16 protein-coding genes are annotated in these 19,975 nt (G+C 52.3%); 15 read left to right on the forward strand and 1 reads right to left on the reverse strand.

Going from position 1 to position 19,975, the window contains the following annotated elements; genetic code table 11:
* Positions 1–249 precede the first annotated feature (249 nt).
* From ACR9FF_RS08330 to ACR9FF_RS08380, 11 genes are all read left to right on the forward strand, one after another.
* Positions 250–1,866, forward strand: a complete 1,617-nt coding sequence (locus tag ACR9FF_RS08330; RefSeq protein ID WP_435170288.1) for an extracellular solute-binding protein — start codon at positions 250–252, stop codon at positions 1,864–1,866.
* A 93-nt stretch (positions 1,867–1,959) separates the two neighbouring features.
* Positions 1,960–2,862: an ABC transporter permease gene (locus ACR9FF_RS08335; RefSeq protein ID WP_127496114.1), complete on the forward strand. Its 903-nt coding sequence runs from the start codon at positions 1,960–1,962 to the stop codon at positions 2,860–2,862.
* A 36-nt stretch (positions 2,863–2,898) separates the two neighbouring features.
* Entirely contained in the window at positions 2,899–3,774 is an 876-nt protein-coding gene (locus ACR9FF_RS08340; RefSeq protein WP_201004275.1) for a carbohydrate ABC transporter permease, read from the forward strand.
* Between the two features lie 45 nt (positions 3,775–3,819).
* Entirely contained in the window at positions 3,820–4,770 is a 951-nt protein-coding gene (locus tag ACR9FF_RS08345) for a sugar phosphate isomerase/epimerase family protein (RefSeq protein WP_435170291.1), read from the forward strand.
* Positions 4,771–5,466 carry a hypothetical protein gene (locus ACR9FF_RS08350; RefSeq protein ID WP_435170293.1) on the forward strand — a complete coding sequence of 232 codons (696 nt, stop codon included), beginning with the start codon at positions 4,771–4,773 and terminating at the stop codon, positions 5,464–5,466.
* Positions 5,463–7,229, forward strand: coding sequence for a hypothetical protein (locus ACR9FF_RS08355; RefSeq protein ID WP_435170295.1), 1,767 nt, complete (start codon positions 5,463–5,465; stop codon positions 7,227–7,229). Before ACR9FF_RS08350 ends, ACR9FF_RS08355 begins: the two co-directional genes overlap by 4 nt.
* Positions 7,226–9,466, forward strand: a complete 2,241-nt coding sequence (locus tag ACR9FF_RS08360; RefSeq protein WP_435170297.1) for a glycoside hydrolase family 88/105 protein — start codon at positions 7,226–7,228, stop codon at positions 9,464–9,466. Before ACR9FF_RS08355 ends, ACR9FF_RS08360 begins: the two co-directional genes overlap by 4 nt.
* A 36-nt stretch (positions 9,467–9,502) precedes the next feature.
* The gene (locus tag ACR9FF_RS08365) at positions 9,503–10,174 is read left to right on the forward strand and encodes an MgtC/SapB family protein (RefSeq protein WP_127496056.1); all 672 of its coding nucleotides are present in this window, start codon (positions 9,503–9,505) and stop codon (positions 10,172–10,174) included.
* A gap of 98 nt (positions 10,175–10,272) precedes the next feature.
* Positions 10,273–11,313, forward strand: a complete 1,041-nt coding sequence (locus ACR9FF_RS08370; protein WP_435172066.1) for a LacI family DNA-binding transcriptional regulator — start codon at positions 10,273–10,275, stop codon at positions 11,311–11,313.
* A 119-nt stretch (positions 11,314–11,432) separates the two neighbouring features.
* On the forward strand, positions 11,433–12,512 hold the full coding sequence (locus ACR9FF_RS08375) for a Gfo/Idh/MocA family protein (RefSeq protein WP_435170299.1): 1,080 nt from the start codon (positions 11,433–11,435) through the stop codon (positions 12,510–12,512).
* Positions 12,513–12,614: 102 nt separating this feature from the next.
* Positions 12,615–13,109, forward strand: coding sequence for a VanZ family protein (locus tag ACR9FF_RS08380; protein ID WP_435170301.1), 495 nt, complete (start codon positions 12,615–12,617; stop codon positions 13,107–13,109).
* Positions 13,110–13,218: 109 nt separating this feature from the next.
* On the opposite strand, the gene ACR9FF_RS08385 is transcribed toward ACR9FF_RS08380, so the two are convergent.
* Positions 13,219–14,046 (reverse strand): AraC family transcriptional regulator, encoded by an 828-nt coding sequence (locus tag ACR9FF_RS08385; RefSeq protein ID WP_435170303.1) that lies wholly within the window; start codon positions 14,044–14,046, stop codon positions 13,219–13,221.
* Between the two features lie 118 nt (positions 14,047–14,164).
* Here ACR9FF_RS08385 and ACR9FF_RS08390 point away from each other — a divergent pair, with 118 nt between their 5' ends.
* From ACR9FF_RS08390 to ACR9FF_RS08405, 4 genes are all read left to right on the forward strand, one after another.
* Positions 14,165–16,222 (forward strand): beta-galactosidase, encoded by a 2,058-nt coding sequence (locus ACR9FF_RS08390; protein ID WP_435170305.1) that lies wholly within the window; start codon positions 14,165–14,167, stop codon positions 16,220–16,222.
* Between the two features lie 179 nt (positions 16,223–16,401).
* Positions 16,402–17,352, forward strand: coding sequence for an ABC transporter permease (locus ACR9FF_RS08395; RefSeq protein ID WP_127496051.1), 951 nt, complete (start codon positions 16,402–16,404; stop codon positions 17,350–17,352).
* Positions 17,353–17,363: 11 nt separating this feature from the next.
* Entirely contained in the window at positions 17,364–18,236 is an 873-nt protein-coding gene (locus ACR9FF_RS08400; RefSeq protein ID WP_435170307.1) for a carbohydrate ABC transporter permease, read from the forward strand.
* A 130-nt stretch (positions 18,237–18,366) separates the two neighbouring features.
* Positions 18,367–19,956 carry an extracellular solute-binding protein gene (locus ACR9FF_RS08405; RefSeq protein WP_435170309.1) on the forward strand — a complete coding sequence of 530 codons (1,590 nt, stop codon included), beginning with the start codon at positions 18,367–18,369 and terminating at the stop codon, positions 19,954–19,956.
* The last annotated feature ends 19 nt before the right edge of the window (positions 19,957–19,975 follow it).

The raw sequence follows: 19,975 nt of genomic DNA on the forward strand, positions 1-19,975 counted from the left end.
GGGCTTTTTGCGATATGGTTTATGTCGGGAAAATGATTTATGCGGAGCATCAAAAGCCTTGCGGGGCAAGGCATTGGCGGAATGGTTTGCATCGCCGAAACTGGTTTATTGTCACTTTCCCGCAGCCCGTGCCATACTGAGGGCACTTCCCAAACACGGGCCGGCAGCGATGCATGTAAGCGTGTTCAATACATTTACACCGGGTGCAGGAAGCAAATCGAAAAGGGATGAAAGAGGGGTTGGATTCGAATGAAGCAAAGCAGAAAAGGTAGAAAGACAGCCAGCACTCTATTAACGGCTACGCTCGTAGGCACGATGCTGCTCAGCGCATGTAGCAACAGCGGCGGTAACGAGAAAGCCAATGAATCTAACGGAGGCGACAAAGCTTCCAGCGGCAAAGCCTCGACATTAAAGGTTGAAGTATTCGACCGGGGCAATTCTCCTGCAGGCTCTACCATTACGAACAACTACTTGACGAAGCTTGTACAGGACAAATTCGGTACTCCAAACAACATCAATGTACAATTCGTACCGATTCCGCGCTCGGAAGAGGTTCAGAAGCTGAACGTACTGATGGCTAGCGGCAGCGACGTTCCGGATATCGTATTTACTTACGACTCGGGCACATTCTACCGGTACGCGCAGCAAGGCGGTCTAACGGATCTGGGCGAACTGCTTGATCAATACGGTCCTAACCTGAAGAAATTCCTTGGCGATGAAACCCTTGCTTACGGACAATATCAAGGGAAACAGTTTGCTCTGCCGGCGAAACGCTCGCATCTTGGCAAATACTCGTCGTTTATCCGTCAGGATTGGCTCGATAAGCTGAACCTTCCGGTTCCAACAACAACCGACGAGCTTTACAATACCCTGAAGGCGTTTAAGGAAAAAGATCCGGGTCAAACCGGAGGCAAAGTCATTCCGCTTGGCATGGCGCTTGCACCGGCCCAATTCGAGCCCTTGATTTGGTCCTTCATCCAGCCCGTGACGGAGGAACAGAGATACACCTTAACGCAGCAGCTTGGCTCCAATGATTATCCGGTGCTGCTGCCAGGCTTCAAGGATGCGCTTCAATTCATGAATAAGCTTTACAACGAAGGGCTTATGAGCGCCGATTTCAGTCTTGACGAGGATAAGAAGAAGCTCGGAGAGGATGCCGCAAAAGGTTTAATCGGTTTCTACAGCGAGGACGACATGAATCCTTTCTATGCGGACGGCACGTACGCAACGCTTCAGAAAAATATTCCTGATGCAAAGCTGTCGGCAATTGATGTTTATACCAACTCGGAAGGCAAGCATCCGAAACCGGAATATGCGCCAATCGGCATGTATTTAATGATTCCTAAGAGCAGCAAGCATGCGGTGGAAGCCGTTAAATACCTCGATTGGATGGCATCGGAGAATAACCTGTTCGACATGCAGAATGGCGTCGAAGGCGAGAATTATACGCTTCAGAACGGCGTTCCTATTGTAAAGACAGATGCATCGGACGATGTGAAGAACCGCATTTACAACTGGGGCGACATGGCGATTATCTCAAACGGCAAGCAGCTTGGCGATGCGGACAAGAACGTAGAAGCTTACGTATACGGCATGCCTGAGGCTTACCAGGATGAAACACGCAAAGCGCTCACCATTTCCAGATCCGACACCATTAAGCCTGTACTGTTCGACCATCCGATTGAAGCGCAGGCGAAATACGGCACGGCTTTACGTGATAAGCTCAATGAAATCATTGTCAAGACAACAATGGCGAAACCGGACCAATTCGAGAGCACTTACGAGTCCGTAATGAAGGATTACATGGCAAACGGCGGTCAAGCGATTTTGGATGAACGCACAAAAGCTTACGAGGCAATGAAATAGAGGCAGATCCTACAATATAAAAGCTTGGGGACGATGGGCGTGCATAAGGCTCTCGTCTCCCGGCACATCGTAAGCGGACAGGGGTGGATAGCATTGAAAGGACTCTCGTATTTACGCAGATATTGGCAATTATATGCTCTACTGGTACTACCGGTAAGTTACTTTATTATTTTCAAATACGGTCCGATGTATGGCATTCTGATCGCGTTTAAAGACTTCAACTTTTTCCAGGGCATTAACGGCAGCGAATGGATCGGCTTAGACGGATTCAGGGAAGTGTTCGCGATGCCGGACTTTTACAAGGTACTGCGCAATACGTTGATGCTTAACTTCTTGGACCTCATTGTATCGTTCCCGGCTCCACTCTTTCTGGCCATTATGCTCTATGAGCTGAAAATAGGTTGGTTCAAAAAGCTGTCGCAAACGATTTTGTACATTCCGCATTTTATTTCCTGGGTCATAATCGGCGGTATCGTATTGCAGGTATTCGGTACGCAGTCCGGCATGATCAACAACATCATTACGTCGCTTGGCTTTGATGCCATACCGTTTCTGACGGATAAGAAGGATTGGCTTATTACTTACTTGGCCGTTGGCGTCTGGCAAAGTGCCGGATGGGGCACCATTATTTATCTGGCGGCTCTTACGGGCATTAATAGGGAGTTGTTCGAAGCTGCAGACGTGGACGGCGCGGGCCGTCTCAGAAAAATTTGGAGCATTACGCTACCATCGCTGAAACCAACGATCGTAACTCTCCTGATTATCAACCTGGGGCATATGATTGCGATCGGATTTGAACGTCCTTACATTATCGGCAATACCGCCGTTCGGGATTACGCGGATGTGCTTAGTACCTTCGTGTACCGCATCGGCATTGAATCCGGGCAATATACCATTGCTACCGTAGTTGGTTTATTCCAGGCTCTTGTTGGACTCGTCTTCGTACTTGGCGCGAACTATGCCTCCAAAAAATTGGCGGATCAAAGTATTCTGTAATCTATGCTATCGAAAACGGGAAAGGAGCGGAAAGACATGAGAGATCGAAACGCCAGCCGGTCATTTGACGTGATTAACACTCTTGCGATACTTCTATTCGTGCTGATATGTCTGGCTCCGTTTATTCATATAATTGCGATTTCCTTAAGCTCGTCACGCGCTATTATGTCAGGCGATGTCAGTATTTATCCGGTAGAAATCAATTGGGGTGCTTACAAGCAGGTAGTCACGGACATGTCGATGATCCGTTCACTCGGCTTTACGATTTTGCTGACGGTTCTGTTCACCGTGTTCTGCATGGTGATGTCGATTGCGGCAGCGTACCCGCTGGCCAAAACCAAATTAAAAGGCCGCAAGGTTGTCATGTTTATTATCATCATCACGATGTTTTTCAGCGGCGGCATTATTCCGGAATACATGCTCGTGCGCAATCTGCACCTGCTCGACTCGATTTGGGCGCTTGTGCTGCCGGGACTAATCAGCCCGTTTTATCTGATTATTCTGATTACGTTCATTCAAAATATTCCCGATTCGCTTGAAGAATCGGCGGAGATCGACGGCAGCTCTTATTTCCGTACGTTAACGAGCATTATCGTGCCGCTGTCGATGCCGGTTATCGCTACGCTAAGCTTGTTCTATGCGGTAGGCCGTTGGAACGGCTTTACCGATACGCTGATGTACATTACAAGCCCGGAGTTGTATCCGCTCCAATTAAAGCTGTACCAGCTTGTTCAGAACAACATGGTCACCGATTTGATCGCGGCGGAAGGCGCAAGCGGACGCCAAATGCTGCAGCCGGAAAGCCTGAAGGCGGCAAGCGTTATTTTCGCAACCGTACCAATCCTGATCGTGTACCCGTGGCTGCAGCGCTATTTCGTAAACGGCGTTATGCTTGGCGCGGTAAAAGGTTAACCAAAGAGGCGGCAAACGCCGCTATGTATCTGGAGGATGAAAGTCATGGGGAAGGACAAAGGACAATATTCGTTCTCAACCTGCTGGAATATTAAAAGGCATCAAACGGGCAGCAGCATGATCGAAGAGATTCGGGAGCTTGGCTTCCGTTACGTCGAGCTGAACTACAATGTGACGAGCGAGCTGCTGTCAACGATTGAACCGATGATTGAACGGGGAGAAATCGGGGTATCGAGCGTGCATAATACGTTCCCGCATGTGGCGGATCCCGATTACGGTACCGATTCGGTTCTGCTTGGCTTCGATGACGAAGAGAAGCGTCAGCGTTCGATTGAGCTGCTGCTCCGCTCTGCCGAATACGCGAATCGTTATGGCGCGAAGGCGGTTGTGGTCCATCCGGGAGAGGTTCCGTTCGACTACAACATCGATCAGGAGCTCAAAAAGATCTACAGCGAGCAAGGCCCCGAATCGGCTGCTTATCTGAAGCTGTGGAGCGAAATGCTCGAGCGCAGGGAAACGCTCGCCGGCCGTTATCTTGACCGGATTGGGGACAGTCTCGAGGAAGTATGCGACCGGCTCGAGGCCAAAGGCTTAGACGTATCCATCGGCATCGAAACGCGCTCGCGCTGCTATCAAATGCCGACGTTAAGAGAAGCAAAGACGGTCTTCGACCGGCTGAAAGGCGCACGCGTCGGGTTATGGTACGATTTTGGCCATGGCATGATGATGGAACGGATGGGGCTGTACGATAACGCCCGCGATATGGAAGCGATTAAGGATCATGTCGTCGGCATTCATATTCACGAGACGGTTGGCCTGTCGGATCATTGGTGCCCTTACGTGCATAGCGGCGACATGAATTATTTTGACCGCTTCCTCCCGATTATCGCTGCCGCTCCCGTCAAGGTGTACGAGCTGAAAGCGGCATGCACGCCGGAGGAAATCGAGCTTAGCCATGACCGGCTGCTCGGGAAGCTTGCGGCAATCGGAGGCTAGATGATGGATATCCGCCAATTGGCAGCATACGCTCCGCGGTTATATTTCGATAAACAGGAACCCTTTTACCCGGTACGGGTTGGGGTTTCTGTTCTTCATCGGGGAGAGAAATCCCCTTCCTTTCCGCGCAGGTTCGAGCAACTCGCTGACGGTATTGATTATGTGATTGAATTCGCTATTTATTGGGATTATGACATTCAGCATTTGTATGAGCTCGAGCATGTGTGGGTTTACGTCGATAGGAACGGTGGGGTAGCGGATGCCGAAGCCAGCTTTCACGGCAAGTACTTGAAGGCTTTGCTGCCGGACCGCTCGAACCTCGCGGGAAAGACGGTAAGCGTCTATTCCCAGCCGGGGAAGCATGCTTTCTCGCCGCTGCCCGTCTTATTCGAACTGCTGCCAAGCGCAAGAACGGCGACGGAGGAAGGGGCAGGCAGGGACGGCTTGACGCTTCCGGAATGGTATACGGCCAAGGGAAACTACGATGACAAGACGAGCGAGCTGGTCCGCGTCTATCAGCAGAGCTATCACCGCTTTACGCCGTCCTTCGAATTTGTTCCTTACGAGCTTGCGGAGCAGGAAAACCTGTTTGTTCCATGGAAATCGCTGTACCAGGAAATACCGGATAGGATCGAAGCGGAATTGGCAACGATCAGACATACACTTGCCGGCTTGAAGGAGCCATTGGAAGGATGATTACGATGTACCAGAAGCTTGTGGCCGTTAACGATGATTGGGTTACGCGAGGCTTGGATAATCAAATAAACGACAGTCAAAGCCGCTTTGATGGCGGGGTAGCGGATCCGGACAGCGGAATTCCGTTTGCTACCCATACCGGCACGTTAGCCGTAATGGCTATTTGGGGCTGTGCGCTGGTGAATGCGGATTCCCGTTACTATCATGACGAGAAGCTGCTTGCCAGCCTGGATCGGGCGGCGGCTTTTATTGTCCGCCAGCAGCATGCCGACGGCACGATCTCCCCGGGCTGGACGAATATGCATTCGCCGCCGGATACGGCGTTTGCCGTTGTTGGGCTTGCGCAGCTTTACGAACTGCTCGACATGCATGATTGGGCGGCTATGGAGCCCGTATGCCGGAATATTAGGCGATTCCTGGAACAATCGGTTCCGGCAATGCTTACCGGTGGCTGCCATACTCCTAATCACCGCTGGGTGCTGACGGCTGCTCTTGGCTTCCTGTACACGATTACCGGCAATGAGGCTTTGATTGCCCGTGCCGAAGCCTGGCTCGCGGAAGGGCTCGATTGTACGGAGGACGGCGAGTGGACGGAACGAAGCAACGGGATCTACAACGGCGTAAGCGACGTGATGTTGTACCATACCGCCGAGCTGCTTGGCCATCCCGAGCTGCTGGAGCCGGTTCGCCGCAATTTGCGGATGATGGCTTACCTGATTCATCCGGACGGGGAAGTCGTAACGGATTATTCCGGCAGGCAGGACTTTGGCCATAAATACGATATGTCGGGTTATTTGTTCGTATCCTGCCTGATGGCCGAATACGACAAGGATCCTTTGTTCGCCGCGCTTGCCAAGCTGGGCGCGGAGTCTTCCACCCATCCGGGCGCGATTCCCAACAATGCATTGCTCGGCCTTTTGCTGCACCCGGAGCTGCGCAGCTCAACGGTTGAGGCTGGCCATTTGCCGGAGTCCTACAAGGTTGTCATTAACGGGCAATTCGACAGGAAGCATTATTTAGGCCGGATGGACGCTGCCGGACATGGCGGGAAAATCTATCACAGCCGGCTCCATCCGGAATTTGGCGCACCGGTCGCCCGGCAGCGGGAGGGGCAAACCAGCCTGACGGTTATGGCGGAGACCAATTCCATCTTTGCGCTGCGCCACGGAAAAACTCAGCTGCTTGGGGTGCAAGTGAGCAGCTCGTTTGAGCCGGGCTTTATCAAGATGAACGAGCTGGAGCAGCTCGAGAATGGATATAAGCTAACAGGCTCGGAGTCAAAGGGCTATTATGGACCGATTGCCGCCGACAGACTGCCTGGATCAGCTGCAGAGCAAGTGAGCCCTTGGTATCTTTTGCCGCATCAGCTGCGCGAGGTCACTCACCTGCAGCAGCATCAGGTGCAGGTGGAGCTGACGGAAACCGTTGAAGGCTGGCGACTTCGCGTACGCTGCGACAAGCCGGATGTGCTGTTGACCCAGATTTCCTTTATCTTTGGGAAAGACGGAGAGTTTAGCGGAGGAGATCGGGCGCCTGCCGAGACCGGAACCGAATTTTGGAAAGAAGGTACCGTATCGTTCAAGGCTGGCGAAGACTGGATGGAGCTCGACGGCGGCGCCCATGAGCACCGGATGAAGTCGATTCGCGGAGCAGCCTATCCGGCTGATTGCCAGACGCTTGTGGTAAATGTGCTGACGCCGTATGACCGGACCTTTGATATTCGGCTGTCGCCTTCAAATGGAAGTGGGAGGAACGGGCAATGACCGTATATATAGAGCCTCGGGATAGTGCAAGATCTGCGTTTGGCGATGATGAACACCGCATTTTGGAGCTGCTGGCGAGCCGCTATGTCGGCGCGAATCCGCCCATTCCGTTTGCGTATCGCCCCTTTTCGAAACAAGGTATTTTGCAAAATGAAGAAGGTCTGTACGACATGGAGCTTGGCTCCAGATGGCCGCAGGCGGTAACCGGCGATTACGCTTACGTGTACGGGCTTGTATGGAGCGACAATGAGCGCTCGATTGATTGCAATCTGGAGCCGATCGGCCCTATTCGACTATACATGAACGACCAGCTGCTGTTCCGTACTACCGCCGTGGAAGAGATGAAGCCGGATGCCCGCGTCGTTGTTCCGATGCTGCTGGCGCAAGGCTGGAACCGGATTCTGATCGAGGCAAGACGGACGCCTGCGGGCTTTGGCTGCCGGTTTGGGGCGGATGAAGCGAAGGTGCGGATTCTGAACGTGCTTGCTCCATTCACCGGACGGGACGGAAGCGCGGGATGGGTATTCTCCGAGCCGGTGAAGAAGTCTTTGTACGGGGAACTAGGTTTCCCTAACGAACGTTTACCGGAAGAGGAGACCGGCATCCGCTGGCTTCCTCGAACGAAATGGCAGGAGGATGAAGCTTCGCAGCCGAACCTTACGCGCCTCTTCGGTACTCCGGAGACAACCGTTGCCGGGTACGGCTGGACCAAGCTTCCTTTCCTGCCGGGTACAGAATCGCTTGAGCTTGAAGGAAAAGTATTTGGTCCGGCATCGGTATGGCTGGACGGCAAGCTGGTGCTGAGCCTGGCCGAAGCGGGAGCATTCCGCGAAAGTCTGAAGCCGGAATCCGGCAGCGGGCATCTGTTGATCCGCACGGACAGCAGCGCGCGTGGCTGGGGCTTTGAGTTGAACGCTTCGTCAGGCGGCAAGCCGATGGCTCTCCGGGAGCCTGTACACATTCACGGGTATGACGGCGAGTGGATTTATGCCGGGCCTATTGCGGCAAATGCGGAGCTGGATGCTTCGGAGGTTGGCCGGCTGTCAGCCCTGCTGCCTACCGTTCGCTTGGACGGTCAAGCCGCGGGCAGCACGTATTGGGAGCTGGATATGCCTAAGACCCGGCTTCGTCCATATTATGAGAATGCGATGCTTAGCAACAAGTGGACGGTTGGCACAGCTACTAATTACGGGCGGTGGGACTATCCGCTTGGCGTTACGATGTACGGCTTGCTGCGCACGGCGCGGGAATTGAACCGGGAGGACTGGTCGCGTTACGCTTTGTCGCATATCCGCACCTGTACGGATATGTACGATTATTCCTTGTGGGACCGGCGGGAATACGGATTCCCGAGCGTTAATCATCAGCTGGTGCTGATGAAGATGCTGGATAATTGCGGCTCGTTCGGCTCGGCGATGCTGGAAGCCTATCTTCAGGAAGGAGACGACGTATTCCGCCGCATTGCGGATTCCATCGTCGACTTTATGCTGAAGCGGCTGGAGCGGAGAGAAGACGGAGCTTTCTTCCGGCTCAGCGAAGGGGAATATTTCGACAAAACCATGTGGGCGGACGATCTGTACATGAGCGCGCCGTTTCTGACCCGTTATGCCGTCATTACCGGGGACCGGGAAGTACTGAACGAAGCAGCCCGGCAATTTTTGCTGTTCCGCCGTTATCTGTTTATAGAAGAAGAACGGATTATGTCGCATGTCTATGATTTCAAATACGGCCAGGCAACGAAAGTGCCTTGGGGACGGGGCAACGGATGGGTGCTGTTCTCGCTTTCCGAGCTGCTTGAGCGTCTGCCGGAGGATCATTCGGACCGAGAGGCATTGCTCGATTTCTTCAAAGCGATGTGTTCCGGAGTAGCCGACCTGCAGAGCGGCTCGGGTCTTTGGAGACAAGTGCTGAACGAGCCGGAAGCCTATGAGGAAGCTTCTTGCACCGCGATGTTCGCTTACGCCTTCTCGAGAGGCATCCGTTTCGGCTGGCTGCAAAACAGCGAAGACCATGACTACGCAGCCGCGGCAAGGAAAGCCTGGAAAGGCCTGACCGAGAATGCCATCGACCGTTCGGGCAGCGTACACGGCGTATGCAGCGGCTCGCGTTACTCCTTCTCGCCGGATTACTATATGCACGACCTGCGAACCGTCGTAAACGACAATCACGGCATTGGCATTATGATGCTTGCCGGCGTTGAGGTAAGCAAGCTTAACCGCGCAGGAAGCGTTGTCTAACGAGGGCTTGCGGCTACGGTAAGGGGGGGATTAACGCTGTTTGCGTTTAAGCTTGGGGTGGCATTAGCCCTTGGTCTGCTCATCGGGGTAGACCGTCAGCTTCGGCATAAGCCGCTTGGCATTAAGACAAGCATGGTCATCTCGGTAGCAAGCTGCCTCATTACGATGGTCTCCGTAGAAGCGGCAACCACGCTTGCCCGCCCCGGGGTGACCAATATGGATCCGATGCGTCTCGCCGCCCAAATCGTAAGCGGAGTTGGCTTTATTGGAGCCGGAGTTATTCTGCGGCGGAACAATGACGTCATCTCCGGCCTGACAACGGCCGCGATGGTGTGGTCCGCCTCCGCGCTTGGCATTGCGGCGGGCGCGGGCTTTTACAAGGAGGCTTTCACGGCCGCCGGCATTATCATTCTGGCGGTTAACCTTGTGCCCCTTGCCGTTCGGGCGCTTGGTCCTTCCAAGCTGCGGGAGCGCGACGTATCGGTCTGCTTGACCTTCGACCGCTCGGCCGAGCTGGACGGGATGCTGGCAAGCATCCGGTCGGATCATCAGATCAAGCATACAACGATTAAGGATATCGGGGATGGCCGGATGCAAATCCGGCTTGTCCTGTCATCCGGAGAGCTGTATCCGACGACTTCGATCTACGAGGAAATGCGCCGGTTTAAAAACGTTCTATCGGTTGAAGTCGAAAATTTGAGCTCCTGAAAAGGAATTTGCAAATATTCCAGATAAACGTTGAAAGCGCTCTCCTTAACGCGCATAATGGACTTAAATATGTTTCGCGCGATTGGAGACCGTCAATGATGAAAGCGACCATATACGATGTAGCTAAAGAAGCAGGCGTATCCATTGCCACTGTATCCCTTGTCATTAACGGCAAAGGGAAAATCAGCGAGGAGCGCCGGGAAGAGATCCGGCAGATCATGCTGCGCATGGGCTACAAGCCAAGCATGATCGCATCCGCGCTGACCGGTAAAAAAACGTATGCCTTAGGCTTGCTTGTGCCGGATATCTCTAATCCTTTTTTCGCTGAGATCGCAAGGGCGGTTGAGGATGAAGGGCAGCGGCATGGCTACAGCGTCTTTATATGCAGCACGGACAACAAAGACGAAAAGGTGGAGCATTATGCCGCCTTGCTCCAGCAAAAAAACGTAGATGGCGTTATTATCAGTACCGGCTTGAAGGAGCTGTCCGTGTTAAATCCGCTTCTGCAAGGGGGAGTTCCGGTAGCCCTGCTGGCTAGGGAGTTTCCAACCGTTGAGGTTCCGACGGTTGTTGTGGACGATTATGAGGGAGGGGCAGCCGCCGCAGGGCATCTGATCTCGCTTGGGCATACCCGTCTAGCCGTTCTGGCCGAGCAAGGCTCGATCAGCAGCAGCAGGGAGCGGGTTCGGGGGTTCAGGCAGACCGCCGAAGCGGCGGGACTTATGCTGGATCCGTTATTTGTCGTCAGCTGCGGCCATAAGGATGGCAAGGACAGGGCATGGGAGCTGCTTCAGATGAAGGACCGCCCGACGGCGATTTTTTGCTGCAACGATTTGCTGGCGATTGGCGCACTCCGCGCGGCCAAGGAGCTGGGACTGCGGATTCCTCAGGATTGCTCGATTATCGGGTTTGACGACACGGTGCTTGCTTCCGTTACGGATCCGCCGCTGACAACGGTCGCCCAGCCGATTGAACAGATGGGGCAAAGAGCGGTGCAGCTGCTTGTCCGCCAGATCAGTCAGCCGGGAGAAGAGAGTGAACGGATCGTGCTTTCCCCTTCGCTGACTATCCGGCAGTCCGCCGCGATGCCGGACAATGCTTCCGTCTATAATCATCTTAGCGAGAAGAACTCAGGCTGAGCTTACGGCCCGTAGTCCGGGAACCTTTCGGACTGCGGGCTTTTTGCGGCCTGTCCGCAGCTGGTATACTGGGTTAAGAAAGGCGTATTCGTAAAATTGCGGGGTAACGGGAGGATATTATGAGCATTGTACGGTTTGGCATTATAGGGGGAGGCTGGCGCAGCGAGTTTTTTCTGCGTATTGCAAAAGCGCTGCCTGAACGATTTGATGTTGCAGGCGTCGTTGTGCGCGACGAGCAGAAAGGCAGAGCATTCGAGCAAGCATGGGGAGTTCCGACGTTCCGTACGGCTGCCGCGATGCTGGATGCCGTTTCTCTTGCGTTTGTTGTCGTCAGCGTACCGCGTAAGGTTGCTCCGGACGTCATGCTGGAATTGACGGGACGAGATGTTGCGGTGTTATGCGAGACGCCGCCCGCCGAGAAGCTGGAGGATCTCATCTCATTATACCGGCAGGTCGGCGGCAAGGGGCGGATTCAGGTTGCCGAGCAATATGCGTTTCAGCCGAATCATGCCGGGAGGCTGGCCATTGTCCGCTCCGGCAAGCTTGGCCAGGTGACGCAGGCTCAAGTATCGTCCGCGCACGATTATCATGGCATTAGCCTGATTCGCCGCTATTTGGGCATTGGCTTTGAGAATGCCAGCATTCGCGCCGCCGCTTTCTCTTCACCGATTATGGAAGGTCCGGGCCGTTCCGGTCCGCCGTCAGAGAGCCGAATAAAGCAATCGGAGCAGGTTATGGCGTCGCTGGATTTTGGGAAAAAATACGGTGTTTACGATTTCACCGGAGACCAGTATTTCTCTTGGATTCGTTCGCCGCGCGTGCTGGTGAGAGGGGAACAAGGCGAAATCAACAACTTTGACGTCCGCTACTTGCTTGATCATTTGACGCCGGTCCATTTGCGGATGACCCGTCAGCAGGCGGGATTGGACGGCAATTTGGAAGGCTATTACCTGAAGAGCCTTCACTTAGGCGAACAGATCGTGTATAAGAATGACACGGCGCCGGCACGTTTGACCGACGACGAAATCGCTGTGGCGGCATGCCTGGAGAAGATGGGAGTATATGCGGCCGGCGGAGAAGATTTCTATAGCCTGGCGGAAGCCTGCCAGGACCATTATCTGGCTCTTATGATGAAGGAATCCCTGCTAACGGGCGAATCGGTTACGACGGAAACCCAAATCTGGGCGGAGCATAATTAAGAAAAACTTTAGATTTGCCCTGCTTAATTTTTAAACAATGAGTCTTATTCTGATTAAGTCAACGCAGGCGGCAATTGGCTTAACAGAAGGGCAGGGATATTTATGATGAAATACACCAAAGGCAGCATCCTATCGGTTCTTTTTTTATTCTATCTTTATATTTTGCTAAAGGTGATCTTGTTTAAGTTCAGCTCGGTTAACATAGCGTTTCTATGGCAAAAGCTTCACTGGACGTTAGAATACCCGGAATATATGCGGTATGGTCTGGAGCGGGCCAATTTTACCCCGTTCAAATCGATCTCGCAAAATCTTCACGGGCTGTCGGAGCGTCACGAACAGGTAAATCTGTTTGGCAACATCGCGATCTTCCTGCCTTGCGGCATTCTTGTGGGCTTATGGACGAAGCATGACTCCATTTCCTTTCTTGGAGCAGCCGCGCTTTCATTCGGCCTAAGCTTGGCCCTGGAATGCTCGCAGCTTGTTTTCGCGATGGGCAGCTTTGACGTCGATGACCTTATTCTGAATGGCTTTGGCGGGCTTCTGGGATGGTGGATCCTGTTTGTCGTACGCAGGGAAAGAGTACTTGCACAAGTTTAGCTTGCGCAAGTGCTCTTTCGTATATATGTACCGCCGTCATTAACCTTAAAGGTACAAGCTGTGTCCCGAACACGGCTTGTACCTTTTTTCATGCGGATCCCAACATTGGTTAACGTCCGTACAGCTTCCGGTAAGTCTCCGGCGTCATGCCTTCCTTTTGGCGGAAGGTGGAGACGAAATGGCTCGCGTCGCGAAAGCCTACCGCTTCGCCGATGCGGCGTACGGTCCAGTCCGGCCGGGAAGGCAGCCATTCCTTCGCTTTCCGGATCCGCAGCTGAATGAGATACGAATAAGCCGTCTGGCCAAACAGCTCGCGGAATCTTTCGTTCAGCTGCCTCTCGCCGATGCCAAGCTGCCCGGCCATGTCGGCCAATCCGATCTCCGGGTTGGCGAAATGCTGCTCCAGCCAGGCCAGCAGCACCTGAATCCGCTCCAGCCGTTTGGACATGGACGGGCGGTTGTCCGTTCGGGCATTGGTCCGTAGGAGCGTCAGGAATTGGTATAAATCGGCCGATGACTGCCAGCCGGAAGGATCGCTTCCGGCTTCGGCAGAGGTCAGCATGTTGAATAACTGATCGCTGATCCGGTCGTTGCCGGCTTCCCATTGGAATCGTTCGGCGCTTCCCCAGCCGAACGATTGCACGATGCTGGCAGCCATACCACCGCGAAACGTAATGTAACCCGTCTGCCACCAGCCGTTTCTGGCCTCGTACCGGTGAGGCGTATCCGGGGCAAGAAGGACGCCGGAGCGCTCATTCATTTTCCAGGTTTGACCGCCAACCGTTAATTCGCCTTCCCCTTCCAAGGTCTGGAGCCAGTGGAAATAGGGATAACCCTCCTGTCTGTCCAAGGTCTCCTGATCGGGGTTGAAGCCAATCGTTTCGAGCTGCAGGGGCAGCGGCTCAGAAGGGAAGGCGGGCACGACTCGTCGCATCATAGAAAACCTCCATATTCTTATATCCAAAATCATTAATTTTATATAGGTTAAGGTAATGAGAAGGCTTACAATAGAAGGAGATAATGCAGTTTTATCATATACAAAGAGGTGTGACAAGATGATAAATACGAAAAAACCGAAGATTTGGTATGGCGGCGACTATAATCCGGATCAATGGGAGAAGGAAGTCTGGGACGAGGATTTAAGGATGTTCAAGCTTGCCGGAATCGATGTGGCGACGCTTAACGTGTTCGCCTGGTCAAAAAACCAGCCTGACGAGGATACCTACGATTTCGGCTGGCTCGACGAGATGATGGACAAGCTTCATGCGGACGGCGTTGGCGTCTGTCTGGCTACAAGCACGGCGGCGCATCCCGCGTGGATGGCCCGTAAATACCCGGATGTGCTGCAGGTTGATTTCAACGGCAACAAACGCAAGTTTGGCGGGCGCCATAACTCCTGTCCGAACAGCCCGACCTTCCGCAAGTATTCGGTGCGTATGGCGGAGAAGCTTGCCGAGCGGTACAAAGATCATCCGGCTCTGCTTATCTGGCATATCAACAATGAATACGGCGGCGCGGGCAACTGTTATTGCGACAATTGCGAAGCGGCATTCCGCGTATGGCTGAAGGATCGTTACGGAACGATTGAAGAAGTAAACAAAGCTTGGAATACGGCGTTCTGGGGTCATATTTTCTACGACTTTGAGGATATCGTTCTGCCAAGCGGACGCAGCGAGGAATGGTACGGCGCGAACGGCCGGACGGAGACAAACTTCCAAGGTCTGTCGCTCGACTACATGCGCTTCCATTCGGACAGCCTGCTCGAGTGCTACAAGCTGGAGTACGAAGCGGTCAAGAAGGTTACGCCGGATATTCCGGTCACAACCAACCTGATGGGCGCTTTCAAAAAGCTGGACTATCATAAATGGGCGAAGCACATGGACGTTGTATCCTGGGATAACTACCCGAGCTTCGATACGCCGCACAGCTATACCGGCATGATGCATGATCTGATGCGCGGCCTGAAGGACGGCCAGCCGTTTATGCTGATGGAGCAGACGCCAAGCCAGCAGAACTGGCAGCCGTACAACTCGCTTAAGCGTCCGGGCGTCATGCGCTTGTGGAGCTACCAGGCCGTTGCGCGCGGAGCGGATACGATCCTGTTCTTCCAGCTGCGCCGCTCCGTCGGGGCATGCGAGAAATATCACGGCGCGGTTATCGAGCATGTCGGCCATGAGCATACCCGCGTATTCCGCGAATGCGCGGAGCTTGGCGCAGAGCTTGGGAAGCTGGGAAATGCTTTGCTCGATGCGAGAGTGAAAGCAAAGGTTGCCATTCTGTTCGATTGGGAAAACTGGTGGGCGATTGAAATGTCCAGCGGTCCGTCCATTGCGCTTAAATACGTGAATGAAGCCCATAAATTCTATGATGCGCTATACCGTGCCGGCATTGCGGCCGATGTGGTCAGCGTGGAAGTGGACCTCAGCGGCTACGACCTGGTTATTGCGCCGGTCATGTACATGGTGAAGGATGGCGTGGCCGAGAAGCTGGAAGCCTATACGGCTGCCGGCGGCGCGGTTATTACAACCTACTTCAGCGGTATCGTAAACGAGACCGATCTGGTGACGCTGGGCGGTTACCCGGGCAAGCTGCGTAACCTATTCGGCATCTGGGCGGAGGAGATTGATGCCCTGCTTCCTTCGCAGCGCAACCGGATTGTTCTGTCCGATAACACGCTTGGTTCGAAGGCGGAATACGAATGCGGCATGCTCTGCGATCTCATTCATTCGGAAGGCGCCGAAGTTAAGGCCGTATACGGGGATGATTTCTACCGCGGCATGCCTGCCCTAACGGTTAACAAGTTTGGCGAAGGCGAAGCCTGGTACCTGGCGACCAGCCCGGAAGAAGCCTTCCTGCAGGACTGGCTGCCTCAGCTATGCGCTTCCCGCGGCATCAAGCCGCTGGTCTCCGGCACGCCGGATGGCGTGGAGACGACGATCCGCTCTAAAGACGGCCAGGATTATCTGTTTGTGCTTAATCACAATGTGGATGCCGTAACGGTGGCGCTCGGAGAGCAAACCGGGGTTGATCTGCTTACGGGAGCCAGCGTCCAAGGCGGCGCAACGGAGCTTAAAGGCTATGACGTGCGGATCATTAAGCTTAACCAGGCATAGAATAGAGTTAAACCGCTAGGGCTATAACCTTAGAGAAAAAGCACGCCTTTTCATGGCGTGCTTTTTGTTATTTTAATTTATTACAAAACCTCACTTAATAAATTACATTTTATTAAAAATCCCAGCAGGTATAATTTTTTACATGAGCTCACCTTATACGGAAAGAGGGATTGATAAAATTGAAAGCGGTTTTAGGCAGAGATAGCCAGCGCGTCGAAATAAGGAGAAAAAACCGAATCGTTCAAAATATCAAAAGAGATTTTTTGTTATATGCCCTTTTGCTGCTGCCAATGGCGTATATCGCGTTATTCAGATATGCGCCGATCTACGGCGTATTGATGGCATTCCAGGATTACAACATTTTTCAAGGCATTAGCGGAAGCGAATGGGTTGGGCTTGACGTGTTCCGGTTTATTTTTGAGCAGGACAGCTTTTACCGGGCTTTAACAAATACGCTTGTTCTTAATCTTCTGGATTTGGTTGCAGGCTTCCCGGCACCGATTATTCTGGCGATTTTGTTAAATGAGCTAAGGTTTACGCGATTCAAAAAACTGACGCAAACCGTTCTGTACCTGCCGCATTTTCTATCTTGGGTCATTATCGGAGGCATGGTGTACCTGATGTTCTCGTCGGGCGGCATGGCCAATACGATCTTGTCCGGCCTTGGTCTTGGCAAAATCGAGTTTCTCTCCGACAAAACAAACTGGCTGATCATGTATGTAGCCGTTGGAATATGGCAGAGTGCCGGTTGGGGGACCATTCTTTATTTGGCTGCCATGATCGGAATAAACAAGGATTTGTACGAAGCGGCAGACATTGACGGCTGCAGCAGGATTCGTAAAATCTGGCATATTACTTTGCCGGGCATCAAACCAACTATCATCATTCTGCTTATTCTGCAGATCGGAAGAATGGTCTCGATCGGATTCGACCGGCCATTCGTCATGGGAAATTCTCTTGTCAGCGATTACTCCGATGTTATCAGCACTTATGTCTACCGGATCGGGATTGGATCCGGCGATTTCTCCCAGGCAACGGCTGTCGGATTGTTCCAATCGGTTGTAGGGCTGCTGTTTCTCGTATCGGCCAATTATGTTGCTAAAAAAATCGGCGAGAACGGAATCTGGTAAAGGGCGTGAGTGTGTTGAACAAATCAAAAACGAATCTCGTAGATCTACTGATTGTATTATTCATAACGGCGGTTTCAATAACTTGTCTTGTTCCCTTCCTATATATGATAGCGCTTTCCTTAAGCTCGAATAATGCGATTATCTCGCAAAAGGTATCGCTTTGGCCGGTAGAACTCACGTTTGAAACCTATAAAACGATTCTGAGCGATAACGACATGCTTTATACCCTTGGTTATACCATTGTGCTTACGATTTTGTTTACCGCATGCTGCATGTTTTTAACCATATGCGCCGCTTATCCGCTTACTAAGAAAAGACTGATGGGTAGAAATTTCTTGTTGACCGCAATGGTGTTCACGATGTATTTCAGCGGAGGACTCATTCCGAGCTATATCCTGGTGAAAAATCTGGACATGATGAACACGATGAGCAGCTTGATCTTGCCTGGCGCATTGAGCGTCTTTAATATGATCATACTGAAAACCTTCTTTTCGTCTCTTCCGGAAAGCCTGGAGGAAGCGGCAGCGATCGACGGATGTAATGAATGGGGCATTCTGGTTAAGGTTGTTCTTCCGTTATCGATGCCTTCTATAGCAACCTTAAGCCTCTTTTACGCAGTGGACCGGTGGAACGGCTTCCAGGATGCTCTGTTTTATATTACAGACAAGAACCTGTACCCGATGCAATTAAAGCTGTATCAGATTATTACCGCCAATCAGCAGCTGGATGCGCAGCAAGGCGAAGGAAGCATGGGAGCGTTTATCGTTCCGGAATCCTTGAAGGCTGCAAGCGTCATGTTTGCTACCGTACCGATATTGCTCGTTTACCCTAAGCTTCAGAAGTATTTTGTTGACGGAGTAATGACGGGGGCTATCAAAGGTTAAGGCAGAGCCTCGTGGGCTGCCGTACGGAAAGGTGGTGATCGTTGCCAAATTGCCGGATTTCGTGAACAATTATTGGGGCCAGTTAAGATTCCATAAAGACGATAAAAATAAAAAAGCGAGGTTGAAAAACATGAACAAAAAAATGTTGGTTTTACTGCCCGTTCTTACTTTGCTAGCCAGCGGATTGGCCGGTTGCGGCGGCGATAACAATAATAAAGAGAATCAGCCGAACGAATCATCGGCCGCTTCAACCGAGACGAAATCCCCTTCAGGCCCGCCGACTACACTTACGGTAGAGGTGTTTGACAGAGGGATACAAGGCCAGCCCGATCTGAACAACAACACCTGGACCAGGTATATTAACGAACATTTCGGCAAGCCAAACAATGCGGTTGTAAAATTTGTTCCGGTTCCGAGATCGCAGGAGATTGATAAGCTTAACGTCATGATGGCAGCGGGCGAGGCTCCGGATATTTCCTTTACTTATGACAGCGCAACCGTATCCCGGTACGCCAAGATCAACGGTATTATGCCATTGGAGGAATTGCTTGAGAAGTACGGCCAGGATCTGAAAAAATATCTGGGCGAGACCGTTCTCACTTACGGGCAGTTTAACGGGAAGCAGATGGCGATTCCCGCAAAACGAACGTCGCTGGCTTGGATCGGCAGCTTCATCCGGAAGGATTGGCTGGACAAACTAGGGCTGCCGGTTCCGACGAACAGAGATGAATTATATAATACTCTTGTTGCATTCCGAGACAAAAATCCCGGAGGCGTAGACGGCGTTATTCCTTGGGGATTGGCGGCGACCGGCATGAATTACGGCACCGGTAATTTGGCCGAGTCCTTCTGGGGCGAACAGTCGGAGGAGGATTTCGTAACCTCTCCGAACTGGTTAAAGCCAGGAAACAAGGAATCGCTGAAATTCCTCAACAAGCTGTACAATGAAAGATTGATCAGTCCCGATTTTGCGCTGGACAAAACGGCAAAGCAGGCGGACGCGGACGTGACGAACGGGAAGGTCGGATTTTTCAGCGCTAACTGGGATTACGCGTTTAGACAAAATATAAGCGAGCCGTTAAAAGCCAATGTGCCTGATGCTAATTTTATTCCGATCGATACGTTTAAAAACGATGAAGGCAAATACAAAAAAATGATTTACAACGAAAATGGTTTAAATGTGTTTATTCCGAAGTCCAGTAAAAATGCGGAGCTGGCGATTAAGTACTTGAACTGGATGGCAAACCCCGACGTGTTATTTTTCCTGCAATACGGGGAGGAAGGCGTAAATCACAAAACGGTAGACGGAATCCCGCAGGTGATTGCGCAGACCGGAGACAATATGCAAATGAGCCCTCAAAACCTCGACTATACCTTGGTGGTAAACGGCGTTGAGCTTGGCGATCAAGAGAAGAATATTAAAGCTCTTTCCGCTTCGTATGCCGGATTAGAAGAGTCGGCAGAGCAGTCCTACAAAATCAATACGACGGACGGTTACACCAGCTTCTTCTATGATACGCCAAATGATGCCAACATTAAGTACGGCAAGACGCTTGGGGATTTGAACAAACAGATGACCGATAAGCTGATTGTGTGCAAGCCTTCGGACTTCGACAGTTTATACGATAAGCTTGTAGATGAGTACATGGCGGCAGGCGGCAAGGCCGTTATGGAGGAGAATGTGAAAATTTACGAAGCGATGCAGGCAAACAAGAAGTGATATAATAGGTTGGCTTGCT

The organism is Paenibacillus glycanilyticus, from assembly GCF_051200795.1.
In the GTDB taxonomy this organism is placed as follows: domain Bacteria; phylum Bacillota; class Bacilli; order Paenibacillales; family Paenibacillaceae; genus Pristimantibacillus; species Pristimantibacillus glycanilyticus.

Bases quoted from the DNA above. Each gene is read 5' to 3' on its own strand.
- ACR9FF_RS08375 (WP_435170299.1), top strand. From the start codon at position 11,433: ATGAGCATTGTACGGTTTGGCATTATAGGGGGAGGCTGGCGCAGCGAG.
- ACR9FF_RS08385 (WP_435170303.1), bottom strand. From the start codon at position 14,046: ATGATGCGACGAGTCGTGCCCGCCTTCCCTTCTGAGCCGCTGCCCCTG.
- ACR9FF_RS08355 (WP_435170295.1), top strand. From the start codon at position 5,463: ATGATTACGATGTACCAGAAGCTTGTGGCCGTTAACGATGATTGGGTT.
- ACR9FF_RS08380 (WP_435170301.1), top strand. From the start codon at position 12,615: ATGATGAAATACACCAAAGGCAGCATCCTATCGGTTCTTTTTTTATTC.
- ACR9FF_RS08390 (WP_435170305.1), top strand. From the start codon at position 14,165: ATGATAAATACGAAAAAACCGAAGATTTGGTATGGCGGCGACTATAAT.
- ACR9FF_RS08370 (WP_435172066.1), top strand. From the start codon at position 10,273: ATGAAAGCGACCATATACGATGTAGCTAAAGAAGCAGGCGTATCCATT.
- ACR9FF_RS08340 (WP_201004275.1), top strand. From the start codon at position 2,899: ATGAGAGATCGAAACGCCAGCCGGTCATTTGACGTGATTAACACTCTT.
- ACR9FF_RS08345 (WP_435170291.1), top strand. From the start codon at position 3,820: ATGGGGAAGGACAAAGGACAATATTCGTTCTCAACCTGCTGGAATATT.
- ACR9FF_RS08360 (WP_435170297.1), top strand. From the start codon at position 7,226: ATGACCGTATATATAGAGCCTCGGGATAGTGCAAGATCTGCGTTTGGC.
- ACR9FF_RS08330 (WP_435170288.1), top strand. From the start codon at position 250: ATGAAGCAAAGCAGAAAAGGTAGAAAGACAGCCAGCACTCTATTAACG.
- ACR9FF_RS08350 (WP_435170293.1), top strand. From the start codon at position 4,771: ATGATGGATATCCGCCAATTGGCAGCATACGCTCCGCGGTTATATTTC.
- ACR9FF_RS08405 (WP_435170309.1), top strand. From the start codon at position 18,367: ATGAACAAAAAAATGTTGGTTTTACTGCCCGTTCTTACTTTGCTAGCC.